The sequence below is a fragment of the Streptomyces sp. NPDC052052 genome, assembly GCF_040680455.1.
Lineage (GTDB): Bacteria > Actinomycetota > Actinomycetes > Streptomycetales > Streptomycetaceae > Streptomyces.
Window position 1 is genome coordinate 188,956 of record NZ_JBFAWU010000004.1, and the last position, 19,931, is coordinate 208,886.

Consider the following 19,931-nt stretch of genomic DNA (forward strand, 5'->3'; position numbering starts at 1 on the left):
TCACTCCTACCGTCACTCCTGTGGGCGACCCTCCGGGGCGGCCAGGGCGATCCCGAGCGGTGTGCGCTCGTACAGCACCTGATGCCCGGACCGGCGTGAGGTGAGCAGGCCCGCCGCGCGCAGCACCGACAGATGCTCCGACACGGACGAGACCGCGAGGCCCAGTCGGTGCGCGAGCACGCTCGGGCCGGCCGGTTCGTCGAGCGCGCACAGCACATCGGCCCGCCCGCGGCCGAGCAGCCGGGCGAGGGCCTGCGGGGTGCGATCGGCGGACGTGCTCCACAGCCCGCCGATCCCGCGCGCCGGATAGACGACGGCCGGCTGCCACGGCGGCGCGAAGCCGGTGGCCGTGCCCGGCCAGGAGAACACGCTGGGCATCAGGACGAGCCCCTGCCCGCCGAGTACCCGGGTGTGCCGGCCGCGCGCCCCGGAGACGGTGACCGTCGACCCGGACCAGCTCAGCTGGGGACTCAGCTCACCCAGCAACCGCTCGAAGCCGACGGCGGCGAGCCGCCGCGAGTGGTAGGCGATGTCCGCCTCCAGCAGGGCGCGCAGCCGCGGCCAGTGCGGTTCGACCAGCAGCCGCCAGGCCTGCTCCAGCAGAGCGGCCAGCTCCCGGGCGGCTCGGGCGGGATCGGCGAGCATCGCCTGCCCGGTGGGGGAGCGCAGCGCCTCCGGCCGGTTCTCCAGCGCCCGTGCGAGGTCCTGGCGGGCGAGCTCGGGATCGACGGACCGCACGCCCGCGAGCTCCTCCTCGAACGAGGTGACCGGCCCGGTCGGCGGCGGGCTGAGGAAGTCCGGGCTGTGTCCGTGCCGGGCCAGGAGCAGCCACAGCGGCCGGAGGTCGAGCCCGGCGGCCGCATCCCGGATCAGCCGGAGCCACGGCAGGTGATACCCGTGCCGTTCGGGCTCGGCCAGCACCCGCACGGCCGCCTGGGTCTCCCAGAGCGGCGAGAGCGCGAACCGGCAGCGCAGCAGATCGCTCTCGTCGAGATGCAGCTGGAACGGCATGCGCGGATCCCGCCGTCAAGTTTCGGTGTGGGCCGAAAGTCTACCGATGGCCGCCGCGACCCAGCAGGCTGCTCCCATGCCGACCGACCCCGAGAGCACCGCGGACCGCGACGTCGCGGACGATCCCCGCGACGCCACGGACGCACCGTCCCTGCCCACCCCGCCCGCCTCCCGCGGCTATGGCTCCCTCTTCGCCGTGCCGGAGTTCCGGTGGGTCTTCGTCGCCCATCTGCTCTCCCTGCTGGGCGTCGTCGTCAGTGAGCTCGCCCTCACCGTCCTCGTGTACGGCCTCACCGGATCGCCGCTGCTCAGCGCCCTGACCTTCGCGCTCGGCTTTCTTCCGTACCTCGTCGGCGGCACCCTCTTCGCCGGGGTCGCCGACCGGTACCCCGCCCGCCGGGTCCTCGTCGTCTGCGACCTGATCTGCGCGGGCTGCGTCGCGGTGATGGTGCTGCCGGGCACGCCGGTCGGCGGACTGCTCGCGCTGCGCTGCGTGGTCGCCGCCGTGTCGCCCGTCTTCACCGGGACCAGGACGGCCACGCTCGCCGACATCCTGGGCGAGGGCGATCTCTTCGTCCTCGGACGCTCGCTGATCCGGATCGTCTCGCAGGGCGCGCTGCTCGCCGGCTACGGGGCGGGCGGTGTGCTGCTGGCCGCCCTGTCCCCGCGCGGAGCGATCACGGTCACCGCGGTGACCTTCCTCTGCTCGGCGGTCCTGCTCCGCTTCGGTACCCGTGACCGGCCGGCCAGGTCCGGCGGGGGCGGCGGCGCCCTGATGAAGGAGTCGCTCGCCGGAGCCCGGACGGTCCTCGCCGACCGCAGGCTCCGCGCCCTGATGCTGCTGTTCTGGGTGCCCCCGATGTTCGTCGTCGCGCCGGAGGCGCTTGCCGCACCGTACGCGGACGAGATCGGTGTGGGAACGGTCGCGCTGGGGCTGCTGCTGTGCGCGATGCCGGTCGGCCAGATCGTCGCCGAACTGTATGTGGGGACTGCGCTGTCCCCGCGTCTGCGCGCCCTGATCGTGCTGCCCGCCGCCGCCGTGGGACTGCTGCCGCTGGTGGTGTACGGGCTGCGCCCCGGCATGGCCGTGACCGTGGCTGTGCTGGTGCTGACCGGGGCCGCCTCGGCCTACGTCATCGGCCTCGACCAGTGGTTCGTCGCCGCTGTGCCCGAGACGCTGCGCGGCCGGGCCATGACCTTGCTCACCGCCGGGATGATGACGCTCCAGGGCGTCGGCATGGCCCTGGCCGGGCTTGCGGCCGAATTCCTCCCCGTGCATCAGGTGATCGCCGCGGCGGGAGCGATCGGCACCCTCTGTCTGCTGCTGCTCGTACGGGAAGTCAGGAACACCGCGGACACCGGACGCATACGGACCGAAGTTCGAGACGGGGCTGACCGGCATATGACCAGTGGGTAAGGTCGATGGCGTGCCGAAGCCGCTCAGTCTCCCGTTCGATCCCATCGCCCGCGCCGACGAACTCTGGCAGCAGCGCTGGGGCCCGGTTCCCGCCATGGCGGCGATCACCTCGATCATGCGCGCGCAGCAGATCCTGCTGGCCGAGGTCGACGCGGTCGTCAAGCCGTACGGACTGACCTTCGCGCGGTACGAGGCACTGGTGCTGCTCACCTTCTCCAAGGCCGGTGAGCTGCCGATGTCCAAGATCGGTGAGCGGCTCATGGTCCACCCCACCTCCGTCACGAACACCGTGGACCGACTGGTGCGCTCCGGCCTGGTCGCCAAGCGCCCCAACCCGAACGACGGCCGCGGAACACTCGCTTCCATCACGGAGAAGGGCCGCGAGGTCGTCGAGGCGGCGACCAAGGACCTGGTCGGCATGGAGTTCGGGCTCGGCGTGTACGACGCCGAGGAGTGCGCCGAGATCTTCGCCATACTGCGGCCGCTGCGCATAGCGGCACAGGATTTCGAGGAGTAGCGGGAACGGGGCCCGCGCACCCTTCCGGGGGTGCGGCCCGCTGCAAGATCGCCCCCGGCGTCCGGTTACGCTCGATGCCATGAAATCCAGCGTGCTGACCCGCTATCGGGTGATGGCCTATGTCACCGCCGTCATGTTGCTCATCCTCTGCCTGTGCATGATCTTCAAGTACGGCTTCGACAAGGGCGAGGGTCTGACGCTCGTGGTCTCCCAGATCCACGGCGTGCTCTACATCATCTATCTCATCTTCGCCTTCGATCTCGGCTCCAAGGCGAAGTGGCCGATGGGCAAGCTGCTGTGGGTGCTGATCTCCGGCACCATCCCGACGGCCGCGTTCTTCGTCGAGCGCAAGGTCGTCCGCGAGGTCGAGCCGCTGGTCGCGGGCGCTTCGCCGGTCACCGTCAAGGCCTGAACCGGTCGCGGGCCCGGCCCGCAGCGCACCGTCCGAACCGCCCCGTGCGAAGCACCGGGCGGTTTCCCATCGACATTTAGTAGGACGTCCTAGTAAATTCGAAGGTATGGACGCTGAAGCGATCGAGGAAGGCCGCCGCCGCTGGCAGGCCCGTTACGACCAGGCCCGCAAGCGGGACGCGGACTTCTCCACGCTCTCCGGAGACCCGGTGGAACCCGTGTACGGCCCCCGCCCCGGGGACACGTACGAGGGATTCGAGCGGATCGGCTGGCCCGGCGAGTACCCCTTCACCCGGGGACTCCACCCGACCGGCTACCGCGGCCGGACCTGGACCATCCGCCAGTTCGCCGGCTTCGGCAACGCCGAGCAGACCAACGAGCGCTACAAGATGATCCTCGCCGCGGGCGGCGGCGGGCTCAGCGTCGCCTTCGACATGCCGACGCTGATGGGCCGCGACTCCGACGACCCCCGTTCGCTCGGCGAGGTCGGGCACTGCGGCGTGGCCATCGACTCGGCCGCCGACATGGAGGTCCTCTTCAAGGACATCCCGCTCGGCGACGTCACCACGTCCATGACGATCAGCGGACCCGCCGTCCCCGTCTTCTGCATGTACCTGGTCGCCGCCGAGCGCCAGGGCGTCGACCCGGGGGTGCTCAACGGCACGCTCCAGACCGACATCTTCAAGGAGTACATCGCACAGAAGGAGTGGCTCTTCCAGCCCGAGCCGCATCTGCGCCTGATCGGCGACCTGATGGAGCACTGCGCACGCGACATCCCCGCCTACAAGCCGCTCTCCGTCTCCGGCTACCACATCCGGGAGGCCGGGGCGACGGCGGCGCAGGAGCTCGCCTACACCCTCGCGGACGGCTTCGGCTACGTGGAGCTCGGCCTCTCCCGCGGGCTGGACGTCGACACCTTCGCGCCCGGACTCTCCTTCTTCTTCGACGCGCACCTCGACTTCTTCGAGGAGATCGCCAAGTTCCGCGCGGCCCGCAGGATCTGGGCCCGCTGGATGAAGGAGACGTACGGCGCGAAGACCGAGAAGGCGCAGTGGCTCCGCTTCCACACCCAGACCGCCGGTGTCTCGCTCACCGCCCAGCAGCCGTACAACAACGTCGTACGGACGGCGATCGAGGCCCTCTCCGCGGTCCTCGGCGGCACCAACTCGCTGCACACCAACGCCCTCGACGAGACCCTGGCGCTCCCTTCCGAGCAGGCCGCGGAGATCGCGCTGCGTACGCAGCAGGTGCTGATGGAGGAGACCGGCGTCGCCAACGTGGCCGACCCACTGGGCGGTTCCTGGTACGTCGAGCAGCTCACCGACCGGATCGAGGCCGACGCCGAGAAGATCTTCGACCAGATCAAGGAGCGCGGCACCCGGGCCCACCCGGACGGGCAGCACCCCATCGGGCCCATGACCTCCGGCATTCTGCGCGGTATCGAGGACGGGTGGTTCACCGGCGAGATCGCCGAGTCCGCCTTCCGGTACCAGCAGGCGCTGGAGAAGGGCGACAAGCACGTCGTCGGCGTCAACGTCCACCACGGCTCCGTCACCGGCGACCTGGAGATCCTGCGGGTCAGCCACGAGGTCGAGCGCGAGCAGGTCCGGGTGCTCGCCGGCCGCAAGGACGCCCGCGACGACGCACGGGTCGCCTCGGCGCTGGACGCGATGCTGGCCGCCGCCCGCGACGGCTCCAACATGATCGCGCCGATGCTCGAAGCGGTCCGGGCCGAGGCGACGCTCGGGGAGATCTGCGGGGCCCTGCGCGAGGAGTGGGGCACCTACACGGAGCCGCCCGGCTTCTGACCCGTTGGTTCCGGGCCTGATCCACACAAGAGGCCCTAAGCGGAGGACGCTACTCCCAGCCCCATGAGCAGCAGTACGGTGAAGCGCCGCGCCCAGTCCTCGTCGACGGGCTCGGCGCTCACCAGGGACCGGTGCACCACCGCGCCGGCGATCACGTCGAAGATCAGGTCGGCGGTCGCCGCCGCCATGGCGTCGTCCTTCGGAGTGGGCAACTCGCCCCGCTCCTGGGCCCGTTGGCGGCCCTGGAGTACCAGCCGCTTCTGTCGGTCCACGATCGAGTCGCGTATCCGGGCCCGCAGCGCCTCGTCACGGGTCGACTCCGCGACCACGGCCATCAGCGCCGTCTGGGTCTCCGGGCGCTCCAGCAGGGCCGCGAACTGCAGTACCACCGCCTGCACATCGGCGGACAGGCTGCCCAGGTCCGGCAGTTCCAGCTCGTCGAAGAGAACCGCCACGGCGTCCACGACCAGCTCGTTCTTGCCCGCCCACCGCCGGTACAGGGTCGTCTTGGCGACCCCGGCCCGCGTTGCCACATCGCCCATCGTGAGCTTCGACCAACCGAGATCGACCAGTGAGGCCCTGGTTGCCTCCAGGATCGCTTCGTCGGCCGCGGCACTGCGCGGACGCCCCGTTCGCGCGGGTTTGGGGTGGCTGTGGCTCAGCATGCCGTGACCATACCGGTGAGTAGGGAGGACCGAATGGTTCCGGCCTCAGTGAGACAGATCACCGAATGTGCCTGTGCGGGAGGGGCTTCGGGCAGTTACGCTACAGGTCGTAGCGAAAGGATGATGGTCATTCCGTCCTGACGCCACGACCGAACGACACCACAGGAACCGGGTGGGGACCCGGTGCCGAAGCGGGCCTTTCAGGGGCCCTCGGGCCGTATCTGCCCGTACCCCCGCATGCCGGCGGGGACCACGGACGGGTGCGGTTCCGACAGCGCTTTCCGTATGGGCGCGCCAAGGGGGGAGGATGTACGTATGCAGCCTAGGAACATGTCCATGAGCGGCGTCGTCGACCTCGCCGCGGTGAAGGCGGCCGGCGAAGCCAAGCTGAAGGCGGAGCAGGCCCGTGCAGAGGCCGCCCGACAGGGGGGTGGCGGCGCCGTGTCGCCGTCCGCCCTGGTGATCGATGTCGATGAGGCGGGCTTCGAGAGCGCCGTTTTGCAGCGCTCCACCGAGGTCCCGGTCGTCATCGACTTCTGGGCCGAGTGGTGCGAGCCCTGCAAGCAACTCGGCCCGCTCCTGGAGCGTTTGGCCCGTGAGTACAACGGCCGCTTCGTGCTGGCCAAGGTCGATGTCGACGCCAATCAGATGCTGATGCAGCAGTTCGGCATCCAGGGCATCCCGGCGGTCTTCGCCGTCGTCGCCGGGCAGGCCCTCCCGCTCTTCCAGGGCGCGGCCCCCGAGGCCCAGATCCGGCAGACGCTGGACCAGCTGATCCAGGTCGGCGAGGAGCGCTTCGGGCTCACCGGGATCCAGGTCGACCAGGACGCCGCCGAGGGGGCCGTCCAGGCTCCCGCCGAGGCGCCGGCCGGACCGTACGACGCCCAGCTCGAAGCGGCCGTGCAGGCCCTGGACGCCAGCGACTTCGACGGTGCCGTCCAGGCCTACCGGAACGTCCTGTCCGACGACCCGTCCAACACGGAGGCCAAGCTCGGCCTCGCCCAGGCCGAACTGCTCGGCCGGGTCAAGGACATGGATCCGCAGCAGGTCCGCAAGGACGCCGCGGACCGTCCGGCGGATGTCGCGGCACAGCTCGCGGCGGCCGATCTCGATCTGGTCGGCGGCCATGTCGAGGACGCCTTCGGGCGGCTCGTCGAGACGGTACGCCGGACCTTCGGTGACGAGCGGGACACGGCGCGGCTGCGGCTGCTGGAGCTCTTCGAGGTGATCGGCCCCGATGACCCGCGGGTCGTCGCCGCGCGCACGGCGCTGGCGCGGGTCTTGTTCTGATGTGACAACGCGGCCGCGGCATCCCTGAGGTGTCGCGGCCGTTTTCGCGCCCAGGCGCTAAGAGGCGGCGTGGCTTTACCAAATCTTGATAAAGGCGACGCCTGTTACTCGTAGTAAATCGCCCTAGGGGTTTCATCCCGGTATGGGCTCATTTTCCCTTTTCCTTCCTTCGTTCGGTGACACCGTGTGTGGCCGGGTGGTGTCACCCGGTCGCGTGGCGGTTATCGGGCCGTTACTAGTGAGTAACGAACCCCTTGTGCCACGGACCGGAATGCACCACGATCGGCCAGGCTCGGTCCAATAACGCCAGCCCGACCGCCAGTCGGAGCGGCGGCCCTGTTGGGTCCCCGCCGAGTGGGCCGGTGGAAGTGCCGTCGGCTCCGGACAGGGGGGTTCCTGCCGTCCGGCAGGGCCTGTCCGAACAAGGCTGCGCGCATGCGTGGCCAGTGGTTGTCGCTCGGGGGTGATCGCCGGTGGTTTCGGACGCGGTTTCCTGCCTCCGTACGCGGGCGCTCTCCCATCCGAGGACGTAGCACTTCTCCCATCCCAGGCCGGGCCCTGCCCGGACCGGAGATGTACGTCCGAGAAGGAGGAAAAGTATGAGTTCCCAGGTTCGTGGTGGCACCAGATGGAAGCGTTTTGCTGTCGTCATGGTGCCGAGCGTCATAGCCACCGCCGCGGTGGGTGTGGGTCTGGCGCAGGGCGCGCTCGCCGCGTCGTTCAGCGTGTCCGGCCAGGAGTTCAAGGTCAAGGCTGCTGAGCTCGAAGGCTACGACTTCGTGCAGTACGGCAGTGTTGCCACCGAATCCGGCGCCGACCCCAAGGTCTCGGGCAAGGCGCACGCCGTGGCCGTGTCAGGCTTCAGCGAGGCCTACATCACGAACATGTGCCAGTCGGTCGTCACACCCGACCTGCCCTTCGGCCTCGGTAGCGTCACCCTGAGGCTGGAGGCGGGTGGCAAGGGCCACGAGCGTGTCTACGCCAAGGACCTCTACCTTGATGTGTCGCAGCTCGACGCCGACGCCGAGTTCAAGAACATCGACATCGGTGTTGCTGCCGGTTCGCTGAAGACGGACAAGGCCGGGAGCATAGGCATCCAGCCTGGCACCCAGGCCAACCCCAACGGGTTCTCCCAGCGCGCCGAGGAGGCCGTGCTGAAGAACGTCAAGCAGAAGGCGTGGGCCACGACGGCAGGCACCTTCAACCTCAGCGGTCTGAAGCTGCGGCTCTCCAAGGGCACAGACGCGGAGTGCTACTAAGCACCCGCTTGGGTGGCCGGAGTGCCCCTGCGGGTCTCCGGTCACCCACCTTTCTCTTCTCACAGCAGTACCGGTTCCAGGGAGCTGTTTTCCATGAGCCCCGAGTCCACAGGGCAGAACGAGCACTACCTCCGCGTCTTCCGGCGGGGATTCCGCACCTGGCGGGGTAACCGGCCGTTCTGGGCGGGCCTGTTCACCATGGTGGGTGGTCTACCCATCGCGTACTTCCCGTACGCCAACATGCACCTCGGCAACGTCACACTGGCGATGTCCACGACCGCCGGCGCCGGATCGCTGATCATCGGCGTCCTGCTGGTCACGCTGGGTCTGACGATGTGGTTCCACCACATCGTGCGCGTCTTCGCCGGTGTCGCCGCGATCCTGCTGGCGCTGATATCCATACCCGTCGCCAACATCGGCGGGTTCCTGATCGGCTTCCTGTTCGCCATGCTCGGCGGAGCGCTCTCCGTCTCCTGGGCCCCGGGCGAGCCGGAGCCCGAGGCAGAGGCCGACGGCGCACAGGGCCCGGTCGCCGAGGACGGCGGTCCCGGGACGACGGAGCTCGTACCCGGGTTCCCCGATGCGCCGGCGGAGCCCGAGCAGTACGGCAAGGCACTTGAGGTCGACGGCGGGAGGAACCGTGCGGGGTGACGAGACGCAGCGGAACTCGACCGGGGAGGATCCCCGGCCGAGGAGCGGACCGCGTCACGCGGCCCCCAGGAAGTCGTTGCTGACGAAGCTGCACATACCCGCGGGCAAGGCCTTCGCGCTCGCCGCGATGCCGACGGCCGTCTTCGTGGGCATGGGGCTCACCCCCAAGCTCGCACTCGCCGACGACAGTACGGACATCCCGTTCGCGCCCGGCCCCTGCGTGACCCGCTCCGACGAGCCGAGCGAGTCGCTCACCCCGTCCGCATCGCAGTCCACGTCGTCGTCCGCCACCGACTCCGGTGACAAGGCCGACGAGGCGACCCCGGAGCCCTCGGCGACCCCGTCGGCGAGCGACGCGGCGAAGGCGGAGGCGAAGTCCGTTGCCGCAGCCGCACCCACCGCCTCGGCGAGCGCCTCGCCCACTGCCACGAAGTCGACGAACCCGCTCGACCCGCTGGGCGTCGGCGACGCGCTGAAGAAGCTCTTCGAGGGTGCGGGCACGGACACGGCGACCCCGTCCCCGGGCGAGAGCACCGCGTCCGAGACGCCCACGGCCGACGCCACGACCGAGGACGCCTCGACCGAGGCTGCGGCCGAGGGCGCAGCGGAGAAGACGTCCGAGAAGGCGTCCGCGAAGACGGCCGCCGCCATCCGTGCCGCGGCCGACAAGGCCGGCCAGACGGTCGAGGAGCTCGACGAGAACGCCAAGGGGCTCGACGCCAAGCAGGACGAGGACATCCCGGACGGCGCCAAGGAGTCCTTCCCGTGTCCGACCGCCGACCCCGCAGCGCTGGCCGCGGCCGATCTGGAGACGGGCATCCCGCTGCTCCCGACCGACCCGTGGATCCTGAAGAGCTCGATGCTCACCCTCAACGGGCTCGACTACAAGGGCATCGTCGAGGTGAAGACGCAGGACGGCACCGTCAAGAAGGTGCTGAAGTTCACCGCGAGCTCCGTCGACATCAAGAACCTCCACCAGTTGACGAAGGGTCCGAACGGCACCACGGCCCATGTCGAGGCGCGCAAGGGCTCCACATCCACCATCCGCGAGGGCACGGTGACGATGTACACGGAGGAGCTCAAGGGCAATCTCTTCGGCCTCATCCCGATCACGTTCAGCCCTGAGGCACCGCCGCCGCTGAACGTTCCGGTCGCCTTCTTCACCGATGTCACGGTGACCCAGGCGGGCCAGTTCGGCGGCTCGCTCAAGGTGCCCGGTCTGCAAAACTACTTCACCGGTGGTACCACCGGCTGACGTCGTCAGGCAGACCGCAGACCGCAGACCATTCACCATGTGGGCCGGACCTCCCCCGGGGGGTTCGGTCCACATGCGTTCGCCCCAACGGCCCCTGAAATTCCCCGTGTCTGCGAACAAGAACGAGGAGGGTCTGTCGGGCACGGCGGAATTCGTCCGGGGGGACAGGCTGTTCAGAGCTTTTCGGGATCAGTGGACGTGAGGCCTTCGCCTCGGTGGGAGGGATGTTCTGGTGCCGGAGTCCTGGCATGAGTTTTTCTCGGGGGACGGCCACATGGGTTTCGCCGACCATGTGGAACGCTGGTCGCGTTCGGCGGCGACCCTGCCGACCAGCGGGTATGCGAGCGACTGGGGGCTCGCGGTCGAGAAGTTCAGCAACTGGTTCCACGCGGAGCACGCCGAATTCAGTCGCGAACAGTGGCGGGCGGCCGCGTCCGCCTGGGCGAATCTGCTGTCGGCCGCGGAACGCGCCACCGGACCTCAGGGTATCGAGTGGCTGATGAGTGATCTGCGGCTGCGGACGTACCTGCTCAAGAAGATGGGCCCGCGGCCCGACATGCCTCTCCTGGATCCCGCAACGGTACTCGAACGGGCCCTGGGCGCAATTCCGTTGAGCCGCGCGGAGGCGGCAGAGCTCGCCCCGGTCTGGCGCACCCTGCCCCGGGACAAGATGCTCGTCCTCCGTACCGCCCGCAGGCTCGTCGTTCTGGCGGGGCGGCTCGGCGCCATGGTGGAAGACCACCCCCGGTGGGCCGGGTGCGAAGCCTGGCGGGAGGTGGCGCCAGACCTGCCGTAGACGTCGGGCCCCTGTCTTGGGACGGCTCATCCGCGGTCACCCAAGCGAAGGGCGTCCCGCCGCGGTCGCATGACCGCGGGGGACGCCCTTCGTGGTGCTTGTGCCGTGCGTCAGTCGCGCGCCCCGCCGCCGACGTGGTGCACCCGCACCATGTTGGTCGTGCCCGGGACGCCGGGGGGCGAGCCGGCCGTGATGACCACGGTGTCGCCCTCGTTGTAGCGCTCCATCTTCAGGATCTCCGCGTCGACCAGCTCGACCATCGCGTCCGTGTTGTCCGCGTGGGGCACGACGTGGGCCTCGACGCCCCAGCTCAGGGTGAGCTGATTGCGCGTCGACTCGTCCGTGGTGAAGGCCAGGACGGGCTGCGCGGCGCGGTAGCGGGAGAGGCGGCGGGCCGTGTCCCCGGACTTGGTGAAGGCGACCAGCGCCTTGCCGTTCAGGAAGTCCGCGATCTCGCAGGCGGCCCGGGCCACCGAACCGCCCTGGGTACGGGGCTTCTTGCCCGGTACCAGCGGCTGGAGGCCCCGGGAGAGCAGCTCCTGCTCGGCGGCGACGACGATCTTCGACATCGTCTTGACCGTCTCGATCGGGTACGCGCCCACGCTGGACTCGGCCGAGAGCATGACGGCGTCCGCGCCGTCCAGGATCGCGTTGGCGACGTCGGACGCCTCGGCGCGGGTCGGCCGCGAGTTGGTGATCATCGACTCCATCATCTGGGTCGCCACGATCACCGGCTTGGCGTTCCGCCGGCAGAGCTCCACCAGGCGCTTCTGCACCATCGGGACCTTCTCCAGGGGGTATTCGACGGCCAGGTCGCCACGGGCCACCATCACACCGTCGAACGCCATGACGACGCCCTCCATGTGCTCGACGGCCTGCGGCTTCTCGACCTTGGCGATGACGGGGACCCGGCGGCCCTCCTCGTCCATCACCTTGTGGACGTCCTTGATGTCGTTGGCGTCCCGTACGAAGGACAGCGCCACCAGGTCGCAGCCCATCCGCAGGGCGAACCGCAGGTCGTCGACGTCCTTCTCGGACAGGGCCGGGACGTTGACCGCCGCGCCGGGCAGGTTGATGCCCTTGTGGTCGGAGATGACACCGCCCTCGATCACGATGGTCCGCACCCGGGGACCTTCGACCGCGACGACCTTCAGTTCGACGTTGCCGTCGTTGATCAGGATCGGGTCGCCCTTGGTGACGTCGCCGGGCAGGCCCTTGTAGGTCGTGCCACAGATCGACTTGTCGCCGGGTACGTCCTCCGCGGTGATGGTGAACTCGTCCCCGCGTACCAGCTCGACGGGGCCCTCGGCGAACTTCGCCAGGCGGATCTTCGGGCCCTGGAGGTCGGCGAGCACGCCGACCGCATGCCCGGTCTCGGCGGCGGCCTTGCGGACCCGGTCGTAACGACCCTGGTGCTCCTCGTGGCTGCCGTGACTGAAGTTGAAACGGGCCACGCTCATGCCGGCCTCGATCAGAGCGACGAGCTGCTCGTGCGAGTCGACGGCGGGACCGAGTGTGCAGACGATTTTGGAACGGCGCATGAGGCGGATCCTATCGGTTTGTTTCACTGCGGAATATTCGGTCTGGGGGAAGGTACAAAGGGGCGCTGGGGTGCTCAGTTGTGGGCCTGTCCGACGAGCGCGAAGGTCTGGACGGCTATCTCCAACTCCTCGTCCGTGGGCACCACGGCGACCTTGACCCGTGCGTAGTCGGGCGAGATCAGCCGGGGTGCGTCGGACCGCACGGTGTTCAGATCCGCGTCCACCGCGAGGCCGAGTTCCTCCAGCCCGTCGATCGCAGCCTTCCGTACGGGTGCGGAGTTCTCCCCGACCCCCGCCGTGAACACCACGGCGTCCACCCGCCCGAGGACCGCCGAATAGGCGCCGATGTACTTCTTCAGGCGGTGCACATAGATGTCGAACGCCAGCGTCGCGTGCTCGTCGCCCTCCCCGACCCGGCGCCAGATCTCCCGCATGTCGTTGTCGCCGCAGAGGCCGACCAGGCCGCTCCTCTTGTTGAGCAGGTCGTCGATCTCGTCCACCGACATTCCCGCGACCCGCCTGAGGTGGAAGGTGACGGCCGGATCGATGTCGCCGGACCGCGTGCCCATCACCAGGCCCTCCAGCGGGGTCAGCCCCATCGAGGTCTCCACGCACCGGCCGCCCGCCACCGCAGATGCCGAGGCGCCGTTGCCCAGGTGCAGCACGATCAGATTGACCTCCTCGGGCGCATGTCCCAGCAGCTCGGCGGCCTTGCGGGAGACGTGCGCGTGGGAGGTGCCGTGGAAGCCGTACCGCCGGATCCGGTGCGCGTCGGCGACCTCCCGGTCGATCGCGTACCGCGCCGCGTGCTCCGGCATCGTCGTGTGGAAGGCGGTGTCGAAGACGGCGACCTGCGGCAGGTCGGGGCGCAGGGCCTGCGCCGTACGGATGCCGATGACGTTCGCCGGATTGTGCAGCGGGGCGACCGGGATCAGGCGTTCGATCTCCTTCAGTACCTCGTCGTCGATCACCACGGGCTCGGTGAACCGCAGTCCGCCGTGCACCACCCGGTGGCCTATCGCCGCCAGGGCGGGGGAGTCCAGGCCGAGACCGTCGGCCGCCAGTTCCTCGGCCACCGCCTTCAGCGCGGTCTCGTGGTCGGCGATCGGGCCGGTGCGCTCACGCGGCTCGGCGCCTTGGCCGGCCAACGGGATGTGCACCAGCCGGGAGGTGCGCTCACCGATCCGTTCGACCAGCCCGGACGCCAGCCGGGAGTGGTCGCTCATGTCCAGGAGCTGGTACTTCACCGACGAGGAGCCGGAGTTGAGCACGAGCACACGGTTCGGGGCCTGGTCCGGGGCCTGGTCGGAGGATTCCTGTGCGGTCGGGGTGGTCATGGGGTTCGCTCCTCGCCCTGGGCCTGGATCGCCGTGATCGCCACGGTATTGACGATGTCCTGGACGAGCGCGCCCCGGGACAGGTCGTTGACGGGCTTGCGCAGCCCCTGGAGCACCGGGCCGACGGCCACGGCGCCCGCCGAGCGCTGCACGGCCTTGTAGGTGTTGTTGCCGGTGTTCAGGTCCGGGAAGATCAGCACCGTCGCCTGTCCGGCCACCTCGGAGCCGGGCAGCTTCGTCGCGGCGACGCTCGGCTCCACCGCGGCGTCGTACTGGATCGGGCCCTCGATCCTGAGATCCGGCCGGCTCTCGCGCACCCGCTCCGTCGCCCCGCGCACCTTGTCGACATCGGCCCCCGATCCCGAGGTGCCCGTCGAGTACGACAGCATCGCGATCCGTGGCTCCACACCGAAACGCGCGGCGGTGGCCGCCGACTGGATCGCGATGTCCGCCAGCTGCTCCGCGTCCGGGTCGGGGTTGACCGCGCAGTCGCCGTACACCAGGACCTTGTCGGCGAGGCACATGAAGAAGACGGAGGAGACGATCGCGGCATCCGGCCGGGTCCGGATGATCTCGAACGCGGGGCGGATCGTCGCCGCGGTGGAGTGCACGGCCCCGGACACCATGCCGTCCGCGAGCCCCTCCTGGACCATCAGGGTGCCGAAGTAGTTGACGTCCGCGACGACGTCGTAGGCCAGCTCCACCGTGACCCCGCGGTGTGCGCGCAGCTCCGCGTACCGTTCGGCGAAGCCCTGGCGCAGCTCGGAGGTGTGCGGGTCGATGAGCTGCGCATCGGCGAGGTCGATGCCGAGGTCCGCGGCCTTCTTCCGGATGGCGTCGGGATCGCCGAGCAGGGTGAGGTCGCAGACGTCGCGGCGCATCAGTACGTCGGCGGCGCGCAGCACGCGTTCCTCGGTGCCCTCCGGCAGGACGACCCGGCGCCGGTCGGCGCGGGCCTGCTCCAGCAGCGCGTGCTCGAACATCATCGGGGTGACGCGGCCGCTGCGGGCCACCGAGATCCGCTCCAGCAGGGCACCGGTGTCCACATGGCGCTCGAAGAGGCCCAGTGCGGTCTCCGCCTTGCGCGGCGTCGCCGCGTTCAACTTGCCTTCCATGGCGAAGAGTTCCCCCGCGGTGGGGAAGGAGCCGCCGGCCACGGAGACCACCGGGGTGCCCGGGGCGAGTCGCGCGGCCAGCCGGAGTATCTCCTCGCCGGGGCGTTCGTCCAGGGTCAGCAGCACACCGGCTATGGGCGGGGTGCCGGCACTGTGCGCGGCCAGCGAGCCGACCACCAGATCCGCCCGGTCGCCCGGGGTGACCACCAGGCAGCCCGGCGTCAGCGCCTTCAGCAGGGTCGGCAGCATCGCACCGCCGAAGACGAAGTCCAGCGCGTCCCTGGCCAGCCCGGAGTCGTCGCCGAGCAGTACCGTGCCGTCGAGCGCCGTGGTGATCTGGGCGACCGTCGGAGCGGAGAGCGCCGCATCGTCCGGCAGCACGGAACAGGGGACGGGCAACCGGGCCGCCAGCCGCTCCGCGACGGCATCGCGGTCCTCGGCCGCCACCCGGTTCACGATCATCGCGACGACGTCGCAGCCCAGGCCCGCGTACGCCCGGTAGGCGTTGCGGGTCTCGGACCGCACCGACTCCGCGGTCTGGCCCCGTCCGCCGACCACCGCGATGACCGAGGCGCCGAACTCGTTGGCGAGGCGGGCGTTGAGCGCCAGCTCGTCGGGAAGCTGGGTGTCGGAGAAGTCGGTGCCGAGCACCAGCACCACCTCGTACGTCCGGGCCACCTGGTGGAAGCGCTCGACGAGCTGGGAGACCAGCTCGTCCGTACCCTGCTCCGCCTGGATCGTGGAGGCCTCCTGATAGCTGAGGCCGTAGGCGGACTCGGGGTCCTGGGGGAGGCGGTAGCGGGCCCGCAGCAGTTCGAACAACCGGTCGGGCCCCTCGTGGACGAGCGGCCGGAACACCCCCACCCGGTCCACCTGACGCGTCAGGAGCTCCATGACTCCCAGATCGACGACCTGACGGCCGTCTCCCCGGTCGATCCCGGTCACGTACACGCTGCGCGTCACGCGTGCCCTCCCGTGCATATTTGCGGTTTGGGACGTATTGCCAAGCTGACGATACCTGCGGGGGCGGAGACGTCGCCTGCTGGGAGAAGGAGCCTCCAGGGAGGGGCGCTCGGGCTTCTGACCTGGCCACCCCCGGGCCCGGCCGACGTCTCCGGTGGAACACCGGTCAGTCCGGCCGTGAGCGGTTGACAGAGCACGATCCGGCCCTGGCGTGGGAGAATCGTCGTGGCTCACGGTACGGGGGAGTCCTCGGTCGCCCCCGACAATGCACGACACTAACGAGCAGGAGATTCAGCACGATGCGCATCGGAGTTCTCACCGCAGGCGGTGACTGCCCAGGCCTGAACGCAGTGATCCGGTCGGTCGTGCACCGCGCCGTCGTGGGTCACGGCGATGAAGTCATCGGCTTCGAGGACGGGTTCAAGGGACTCCTCGACGGCCACTTCCGCCCCCTCGATCTCAATGCGGTCAGCGGCATCCTCGCCCACGGCGGTACCATCCTCGGCTCGGCCCGACTGGAGCGCGACCGGCTGCGCGAGGCCGCCGAGAACTGCGCCGAGCTGAGTCGCCGTTACGGCATGGACGCACTCATCCCCATCGGTGGCGAGGGCACCCTCACCGCCGCACGCATGCTCTCGGACGCCGGGATGCCCGTCGTCGGCGTCCCCAAGACCATCGACAACGACATCTCCGCCACCGACCGCACCTTCGGCTTCGACACCGCCGTGGGTGTCGCCACCGAAGCCATAGACCGGCTCAAGACCACCGCCGAATCGCACCAGCGGGTCATGGTCGTCGAGGTGATGGGCCGCCACGCCGGCTGGATCGCGCTGGAATCCGGAATGGCGGGCGGCGCGCACGGCATCTGCCTCCCCGAGCGCCGCTTCCGTGTCGAGGACCTGGTCAAGATGGTCGAGGAGCGGTTCGCCCGCGGCAAGAAGTTCGCGGTCATCTGCGTCGCCGAGGGCGCGCACCCGGCCGAGGGCTCCATGCCGTACGCCAAGGGCGAGATCGACCAGTACGGCCACGAGCGCTTCCAGGGCATCGGCAACCGGCTGGCCATCGAGCTGGAGGCCCGGCTCGGCAAGGAGGCCCGGCCGGTCATTCTCGGCCATGTCCAGCGCGGCGGCACGCCGACCGCGTACGACCGGGTGCTCGCCACCCGCTTCGGCTGGCACGCGGTGGAGGCCGCACACCGGGGCGACTTCGGCCAGATGACGGCGCTGCGGGGCAACCGCATCGAGATGGTTCCGCTCGCCGACGCCATCACCCAGCTCAAGACGGTGCCCGCGGACCGGATGGACGAGGCCGAGTCGGTCTTCTGACCCCGCACGAACCGGGCCGGCCCCACAGCCGGCCGACGGCCCCGACCGACCCCCTGGACGGTCGGGGCCGCTTGCTGTTCCGGTGCGGCCCTGGGGTCGTTCCGGAGGGGGCGGTGCGGTGCGCCTGCGGCGCTCCACCCAGGGCGGGCCCAACGCTTCCCGAGCCGCGCAGGATGGGCGTGGTGTGTCGCGGTCGGTCAGATGGCGTTGATCGCCGTGGGTGCTCGCTCCGTACGAGTCAACGCTCGCAGTAACGCTCCTTGACCGTGCCGTCGGGCGGCGAGTCGGGTGAGTAGCACGAGAACGGGGTCGAAGACGGCGTCTGGAAGCTCCTGTGAGGCGATTCCCACGCTGACAGCGAGATCGTCCATGTGCACGGCGAGCTCCAACATCCGGGTGACCAGAAAATCGTCGAGGAGCAGCGCCCATCCCGTCTGCGGCATGAACACAACCTCGTCGCCTGAACGCCCGGCGAGATCGGTCTGCTGCCCAGCGAGCACGGTGTGGGCGCGTTCGGCCAGTGACAGCGCACCTTCGGATGCGATGCCCTCACCCTTTGCTCGAATGCCGGCGTTGACCTCCCCGTCGAGTGGTGCGGCGATCCAGGCAGCTCGCGCGTAATGTTCCAGCAGTGGGATCGGGGCCTGTGGTGACTCGGGCTCTTCCAGGGCCGAGCTGACACTGAAGATCTGGTAGGCGAGATGGCCGGCCAGGCCACCGACCGTCATCCTGGCCAGTGCGCTGGGCCTCTCCCACGTGGCGTCGACTTCCGATTTCGCCAGCAGTGCTGCTGCTTGGCTCGCGGTGCTCAGGTAGGCGTCCACGACGCTCATGAAGTCCTCCGTGATCCGAGATCCCCGACATTATGAGCCTTGGGAGGCGCCCGGGCTGCAGCCTGCCGCCCGGCGATGTGGCAGGAGGTGGGCATGCAGAGGAGGCCGATGGTGGTGGCCCCGCGTTCCCGCTCGCCAAGCTCACCAGGCGCGCAGCCAGTGCGCGTTGGCCGCTCTCCCGATGCCGACGCTCCAAAGGAAGCCGTGAGCATGCCCGGGATGACGGAGGCTGCGCCGACGGGACGAAGCGCTGGTGTTTCCGCTATACGCCGGAGGACAGTCGGCTCGCGGCCTGCTCCCATGGCTGAGGCTCGGCCAGGTCCTCCCTGTCGAAGGCGTCCTCCTCGAACCAGCCTGTTCCCGCAAGCCAGGTCTCCAGCCACACTTCCAGGCTGGCGGAGTCAAGGAACCAACACTGATCCCACGACCCGCCGCTGTACGGGTTCGGCTCGAAGAGCAGGACCTGACCGTCCTCACTGAGACAATCAACGCCCGCGTACATGGCACAGCCCCAGGTCAGGATCGGTACGACGCCTTCGGGCCACTCCGGGTGCTCCACTCCAACGGACGCCTCACGTCGCGTCAGGTACTCGCCGGCGACGCTGGAGCCCGGACCAAGCAGTGGCAGCAGTCGGTAGTCAGGGCCGAAGCCGCCGTCAGAGACCTCGCGATACAGGCGTGCCAGGAGAGGATGCAGCGCGAAGCCCAGTTGCGCTTCGGCATCCGCGATCTGGGCATCGCCGACAGGCGCGGGAAGGTCTTCGTTGTCCGATGCGGCCCGGACGGCAACGCGTTGCACGAGGTCATCGATGTCGGTCATGACCGTGATGCTGTCAGAGCCCTCCGACATGCCGACGGCCAAGGCGGGCGGGCGACCGGCGACGGGTGACGAAGGCGCGGTGGCCGTTGAAGCCCTCCTCGGGATAGACCGCCTTGTAACCCATGGTGGTTGTAGATGTCTTGGTGGTCAACTACGACTTGGACGCTATGGGGCGGCATACCCTTCGTGATCGCGTCTGTGATGAACAGCCTCCCGAGGACGGCGCCGCTCAGACGGCCGTCCCGTCCACCCCCGCCGTCTGCCAGAACCGTTCCTCGATCCGGTCCAGGTACTCCCGTCCCGCCTTGCCCGTGGCCCCGGCCTGCTCCCTGCCCGAGCTGCTCCAGTTCAGCGTGGACACGATGAGCTTCTGGTAGTCGGTGTGCAGTTTCTCCAGCACTGCCTGCAGAACGCCGCGCTCCAGCGGCACCAGCTTCGCCACCGGCCGGACGTGGGACTGCCAGCGCGTCGTCACCGCACCGCGCAACAGCTCCGCCAGCTCCTCGTCCCGGCCCGACACCGTCACGAAGCCGGCCGGTGTCAGACCCAGCGCCTCGCAGAGCAGCGCGGACTGGCGCTCATTGCCGCGCCAGCGCCCCGTCTCCTCCATCCGCAGATACGCGGAGGGGGCCATCCCCAGCAGCCGCGCCAGCTCATCGGCACCCAGCTGCCTGGCCATCCGGTGCTCCCGCAGGGTCTGCGGGGCAGTGAGCAGATCGATCGGCGAACACCACAACACCCCTGCCAGTGCGGTCAGTTCGTACTCGGTCGGGACGGCGGCCCCGCCCTCCCAGGCGACTACGGTCTCCGCGCTGACCCGGAGGCCGTACTGGGCGCCCAGGCCGTAGGCGACATGGCCGGGCAGCATCCCCAGGGCCTCACGGAGTCGGCGCGCGGCGGGGGCGTTGAAGGGCGGC

The 19,931-nt window shown here is 69.6% G+C and carries 18 protein-coding genes; 10 read left to right on the forward strand and 8 right to left on the reverse strand.

The genetic code is table 11. The features are described 5' to 3' along the window. Positions 1-12: 12 nt before the first annotated feature. Complete coding sequence (locus AB0L71_RS06710; protein WP_365238773.1) at positions 13-1,011, reverse strand: DUF5937 family protein; 999 nt, start codon at positions 1,009-1,011, stop codon at positions 13-15. 46 nt (positions 1,012-1,057) lie between these two features. On the opposite strand from AB0L71_RS06710, the gene AB0L71_RS06715 reads away from it, so the two are divergent. The 4 genes from AB0L71_RS06715 (at position 1,058) to AB0L71_RS06730 (ending at position 5,164) form a co-directional block, all read left to right on the forward strand. Beyond that, positions 1,058-2,428 (forward strand): MFS transporter, encoded by a 1,371-nt coding sequence (locus AB0L71_RS06715; protein ID WP_365238775.1) that lies wholly within the window; start codon positions 1,058-1,060, stop codon positions 2,426-2,428. A gap of 10 nt (positions 2,429-2,438) precedes the next feature. After that, positions 2,439-2,945 (forward strand): MarR family transcriptional regulator, encoded by a 507-nt coding sequence (locus AB0L71_RS06720; RefSeq protein ID WP_365238777.1) that lies wholly within the window; start codon positions 2,439-2,441, stop codon positions 2,943-2,945. A gap of 79 nt (positions 2,946-3,024) precedes the next feature. Beyond that, on the forward strand, positions 3,025-3,357 hold the full coding sequence (locus AB0L71_RS06725; RefSeq protein ID WP_365238779.1) for a DUF3817 domain-containing protein: 333 nt from the start codon (positions 3,025-3,027) through the stop codon (positions 3,355-3,357). A 106-nt stretch (positions 3,358-3,463) separates the two neighbouring features. Then, entirely contained in the window at positions 3,464-5,164 is a 1,701-nt protein-coding gene (locus tag AB0L71_RS06730) for a methylmalonyl-CoA mutase family protein (RefSeq protein ID WP_365238782.1), read from the forward strand. A gap of 35 nt (positions 5,165-5,199) precedes the next feature. On the opposite strand, the gene AB0L71_RS06735 is transcribed toward AB0L71_RS06730, so the two are convergent. Beyond that, positions 5,200-5,829 (reverse strand): TetR/AcrR family transcriptional regulator, encoded by a 630-nt coding sequence (locus AB0L71_RS06735; RefSeq protein WP_365238784.1) that lies wholly within the window; start codon positions 5,827-5,829, stop codon positions 5,200-5,202. Between the two features lie 315 nt (positions 5,830-6,144). Here AB0L71_RS06735 and AB0L71_RS06740 point away from each other — a divergent pair, with 315 nt between their 5' ends. The 5 genes from AB0L71_RS06740 to AB0L71_RS06760 all read left to right on the forward strand — a co-directional run bounded on the left by AB0L71_RS06740 (position 6,145) and on the right by AB0L71_RS06760 (position 11,080). After that, positions 6,145-7,119 (forward strand): tetratricopeptide repeat protein, encoded by a 975-nt coding sequence (locus tag AB0L71_RS06740; RefSeq protein ID WP_365238786.1) that lies wholly within the window; start codon positions 6,145-6,147, stop codon positions 7,117-7,119. Positions 7,120-7,718: 599 nt separating this feature from the next. Further along, entirely contained in the window at positions 7,719-8,378 is a 660-nt protein-coding gene (locus AB0L71_RS06745) for a DUF6230 family protein (RefSeq protein ID WP_365238789.1), read from the forward strand. Positions 8,379-8,471: 93 nt separating this feature from the next. After that, positions 8,472-9,029, forward strand: a complete 558-nt coding sequence (locus AB0L71_RS06750; protein WP_365238791.1) for a DUF6114 domain-containing protein — start codon at positions 8,472-8,474, stop codon at positions 9,027-9,029. Next, on the forward strand, positions 9,019-10,284 hold the full coding sequence (locus tag AB0L71_RS06755) for a hypothetical protein (RefSeq protein WP_365238793.1): 1,266 nt from the start codon (positions 9,019-9,021) through the stop codon (positions 10,282-10,284). The genes AB0L71_RS06750 and AB0L71_RS06755 overlap by 11 nt, the downstream gene beginning before the upstream one ends. Positions 10,285-10,558: 274 nt before the next feature. After that, positions 10,559-11,080, forward strand: a complete 522-nt coding sequence (locus AB0L71_RS06760; RefSeq protein ID WP_365238796.1) for a hypothetical protein — start codon at positions 10,559-10,561, stop codon at positions 11,078-11,080. 110 nt (positions 11,081-11,190) lie between these two features. On the opposite strand, the gene pyk is transcribed toward AB0L71_RS06760, so the two are convergent. From pyk to pta, 3 genes are all read right to left on the reverse strand, one after another. Continuing rightward, a complete protein-coding gene (gene pyk / locus AB0L71_RS06765) occupies positions 11,191-12,621 on the reverse strand; it encodes a pyruvate kinase (protein ID WP_365238798.1) in 1,431 nt (476 codons plus the stop codon). A gap of 74 nt (positions 12,622-12,695) precedes the next feature. Continuing rightward, a complete protein-coding gene (locus AB0L71_RS06770; protein WP_365238800.1) occupies positions 12,696-13,958 on the reverse strand; it encodes an acetate kinase in 1,263 nt (420 codons plus the stop codon). Further along, positions 13,955-16,036 carry a phosphate acetyltransferase gene (pta, locus tag AB0L71_RS06775; RefSeq protein ID WP_365238803.1) on the reverse strand — a complete coding sequence of 694 codons (2,082 nt, stop codon included), beginning with the start codon at positions 16,034-16,036 and terminating at the stop codon, positions 13,955-13,957. The genes AB0L71_RS06770 and pta overlap by 4 nt, the downstream gene beginning before the upstream one ends. A 299-nt stretch (positions 16,037-16,335) precedes the next feature. Between pta and AB0L71_RS06780 the strand changes: the two genes are divergently transcribed. Beyond that, the gene (locus tag AB0L71_RS06780) at positions 16,336-17,361 is read left to right on the forward strand and encodes an ATP-dependent 6-phosphofructokinase (protein WP_365238806.1); all 1,026 of its coding nucleotides are present in this window, start codon (positions 16,336-16,338) and stop codon (positions 17,359-17,361) included. A 197-nt stretch (positions 17,362-17,558) separates the two neighbouring features. On the opposite strand, the gene AB0L71_RS06785 is transcribed toward AB0L71_RS06780, so the two are convergent. From AB0L71_RS06785 to AB0L71_RS06795, 3 genes are all read right to left on the reverse strand, one after another. Continuing rightward, complete coding sequence (locus AB0L71_RS06785; RefSeq protein WP_365238808.1) at positions 17,559-18,194, reverse strand: maleylpyruvate isomerase N-terminal domain-containing protein; 636 nt, start codon at positions 18,192-18,194, stop codon at positions 17,559-17,561. A gap of 262 nt (positions 18,195-18,456) precedes the next feature. Then, positions 18,457-19,014, reverse strand: a complete 558-nt coding sequence (locus AB0L71_RS06790; protein ID WP_365238810.1) for an SMI1/KNR4 family protein — start codon at positions 19,012-19,014, stop codon at positions 18,457-18,459. A 229-nt stretch (positions 19,015-19,243) separates the two neighbouring features. Further along, positions 19,244-19,882, reverse strand: coding sequence for a helix-turn-helix transcriptional regulator (locus AB0L71_RS06795; protein WP_365239113.1), 639 nt, complete (start codon positions 19,880-19,882; stop codon positions 19,244-19,246). Positions 19,883-19,931 lie beyond the last annotated feature (49 nt).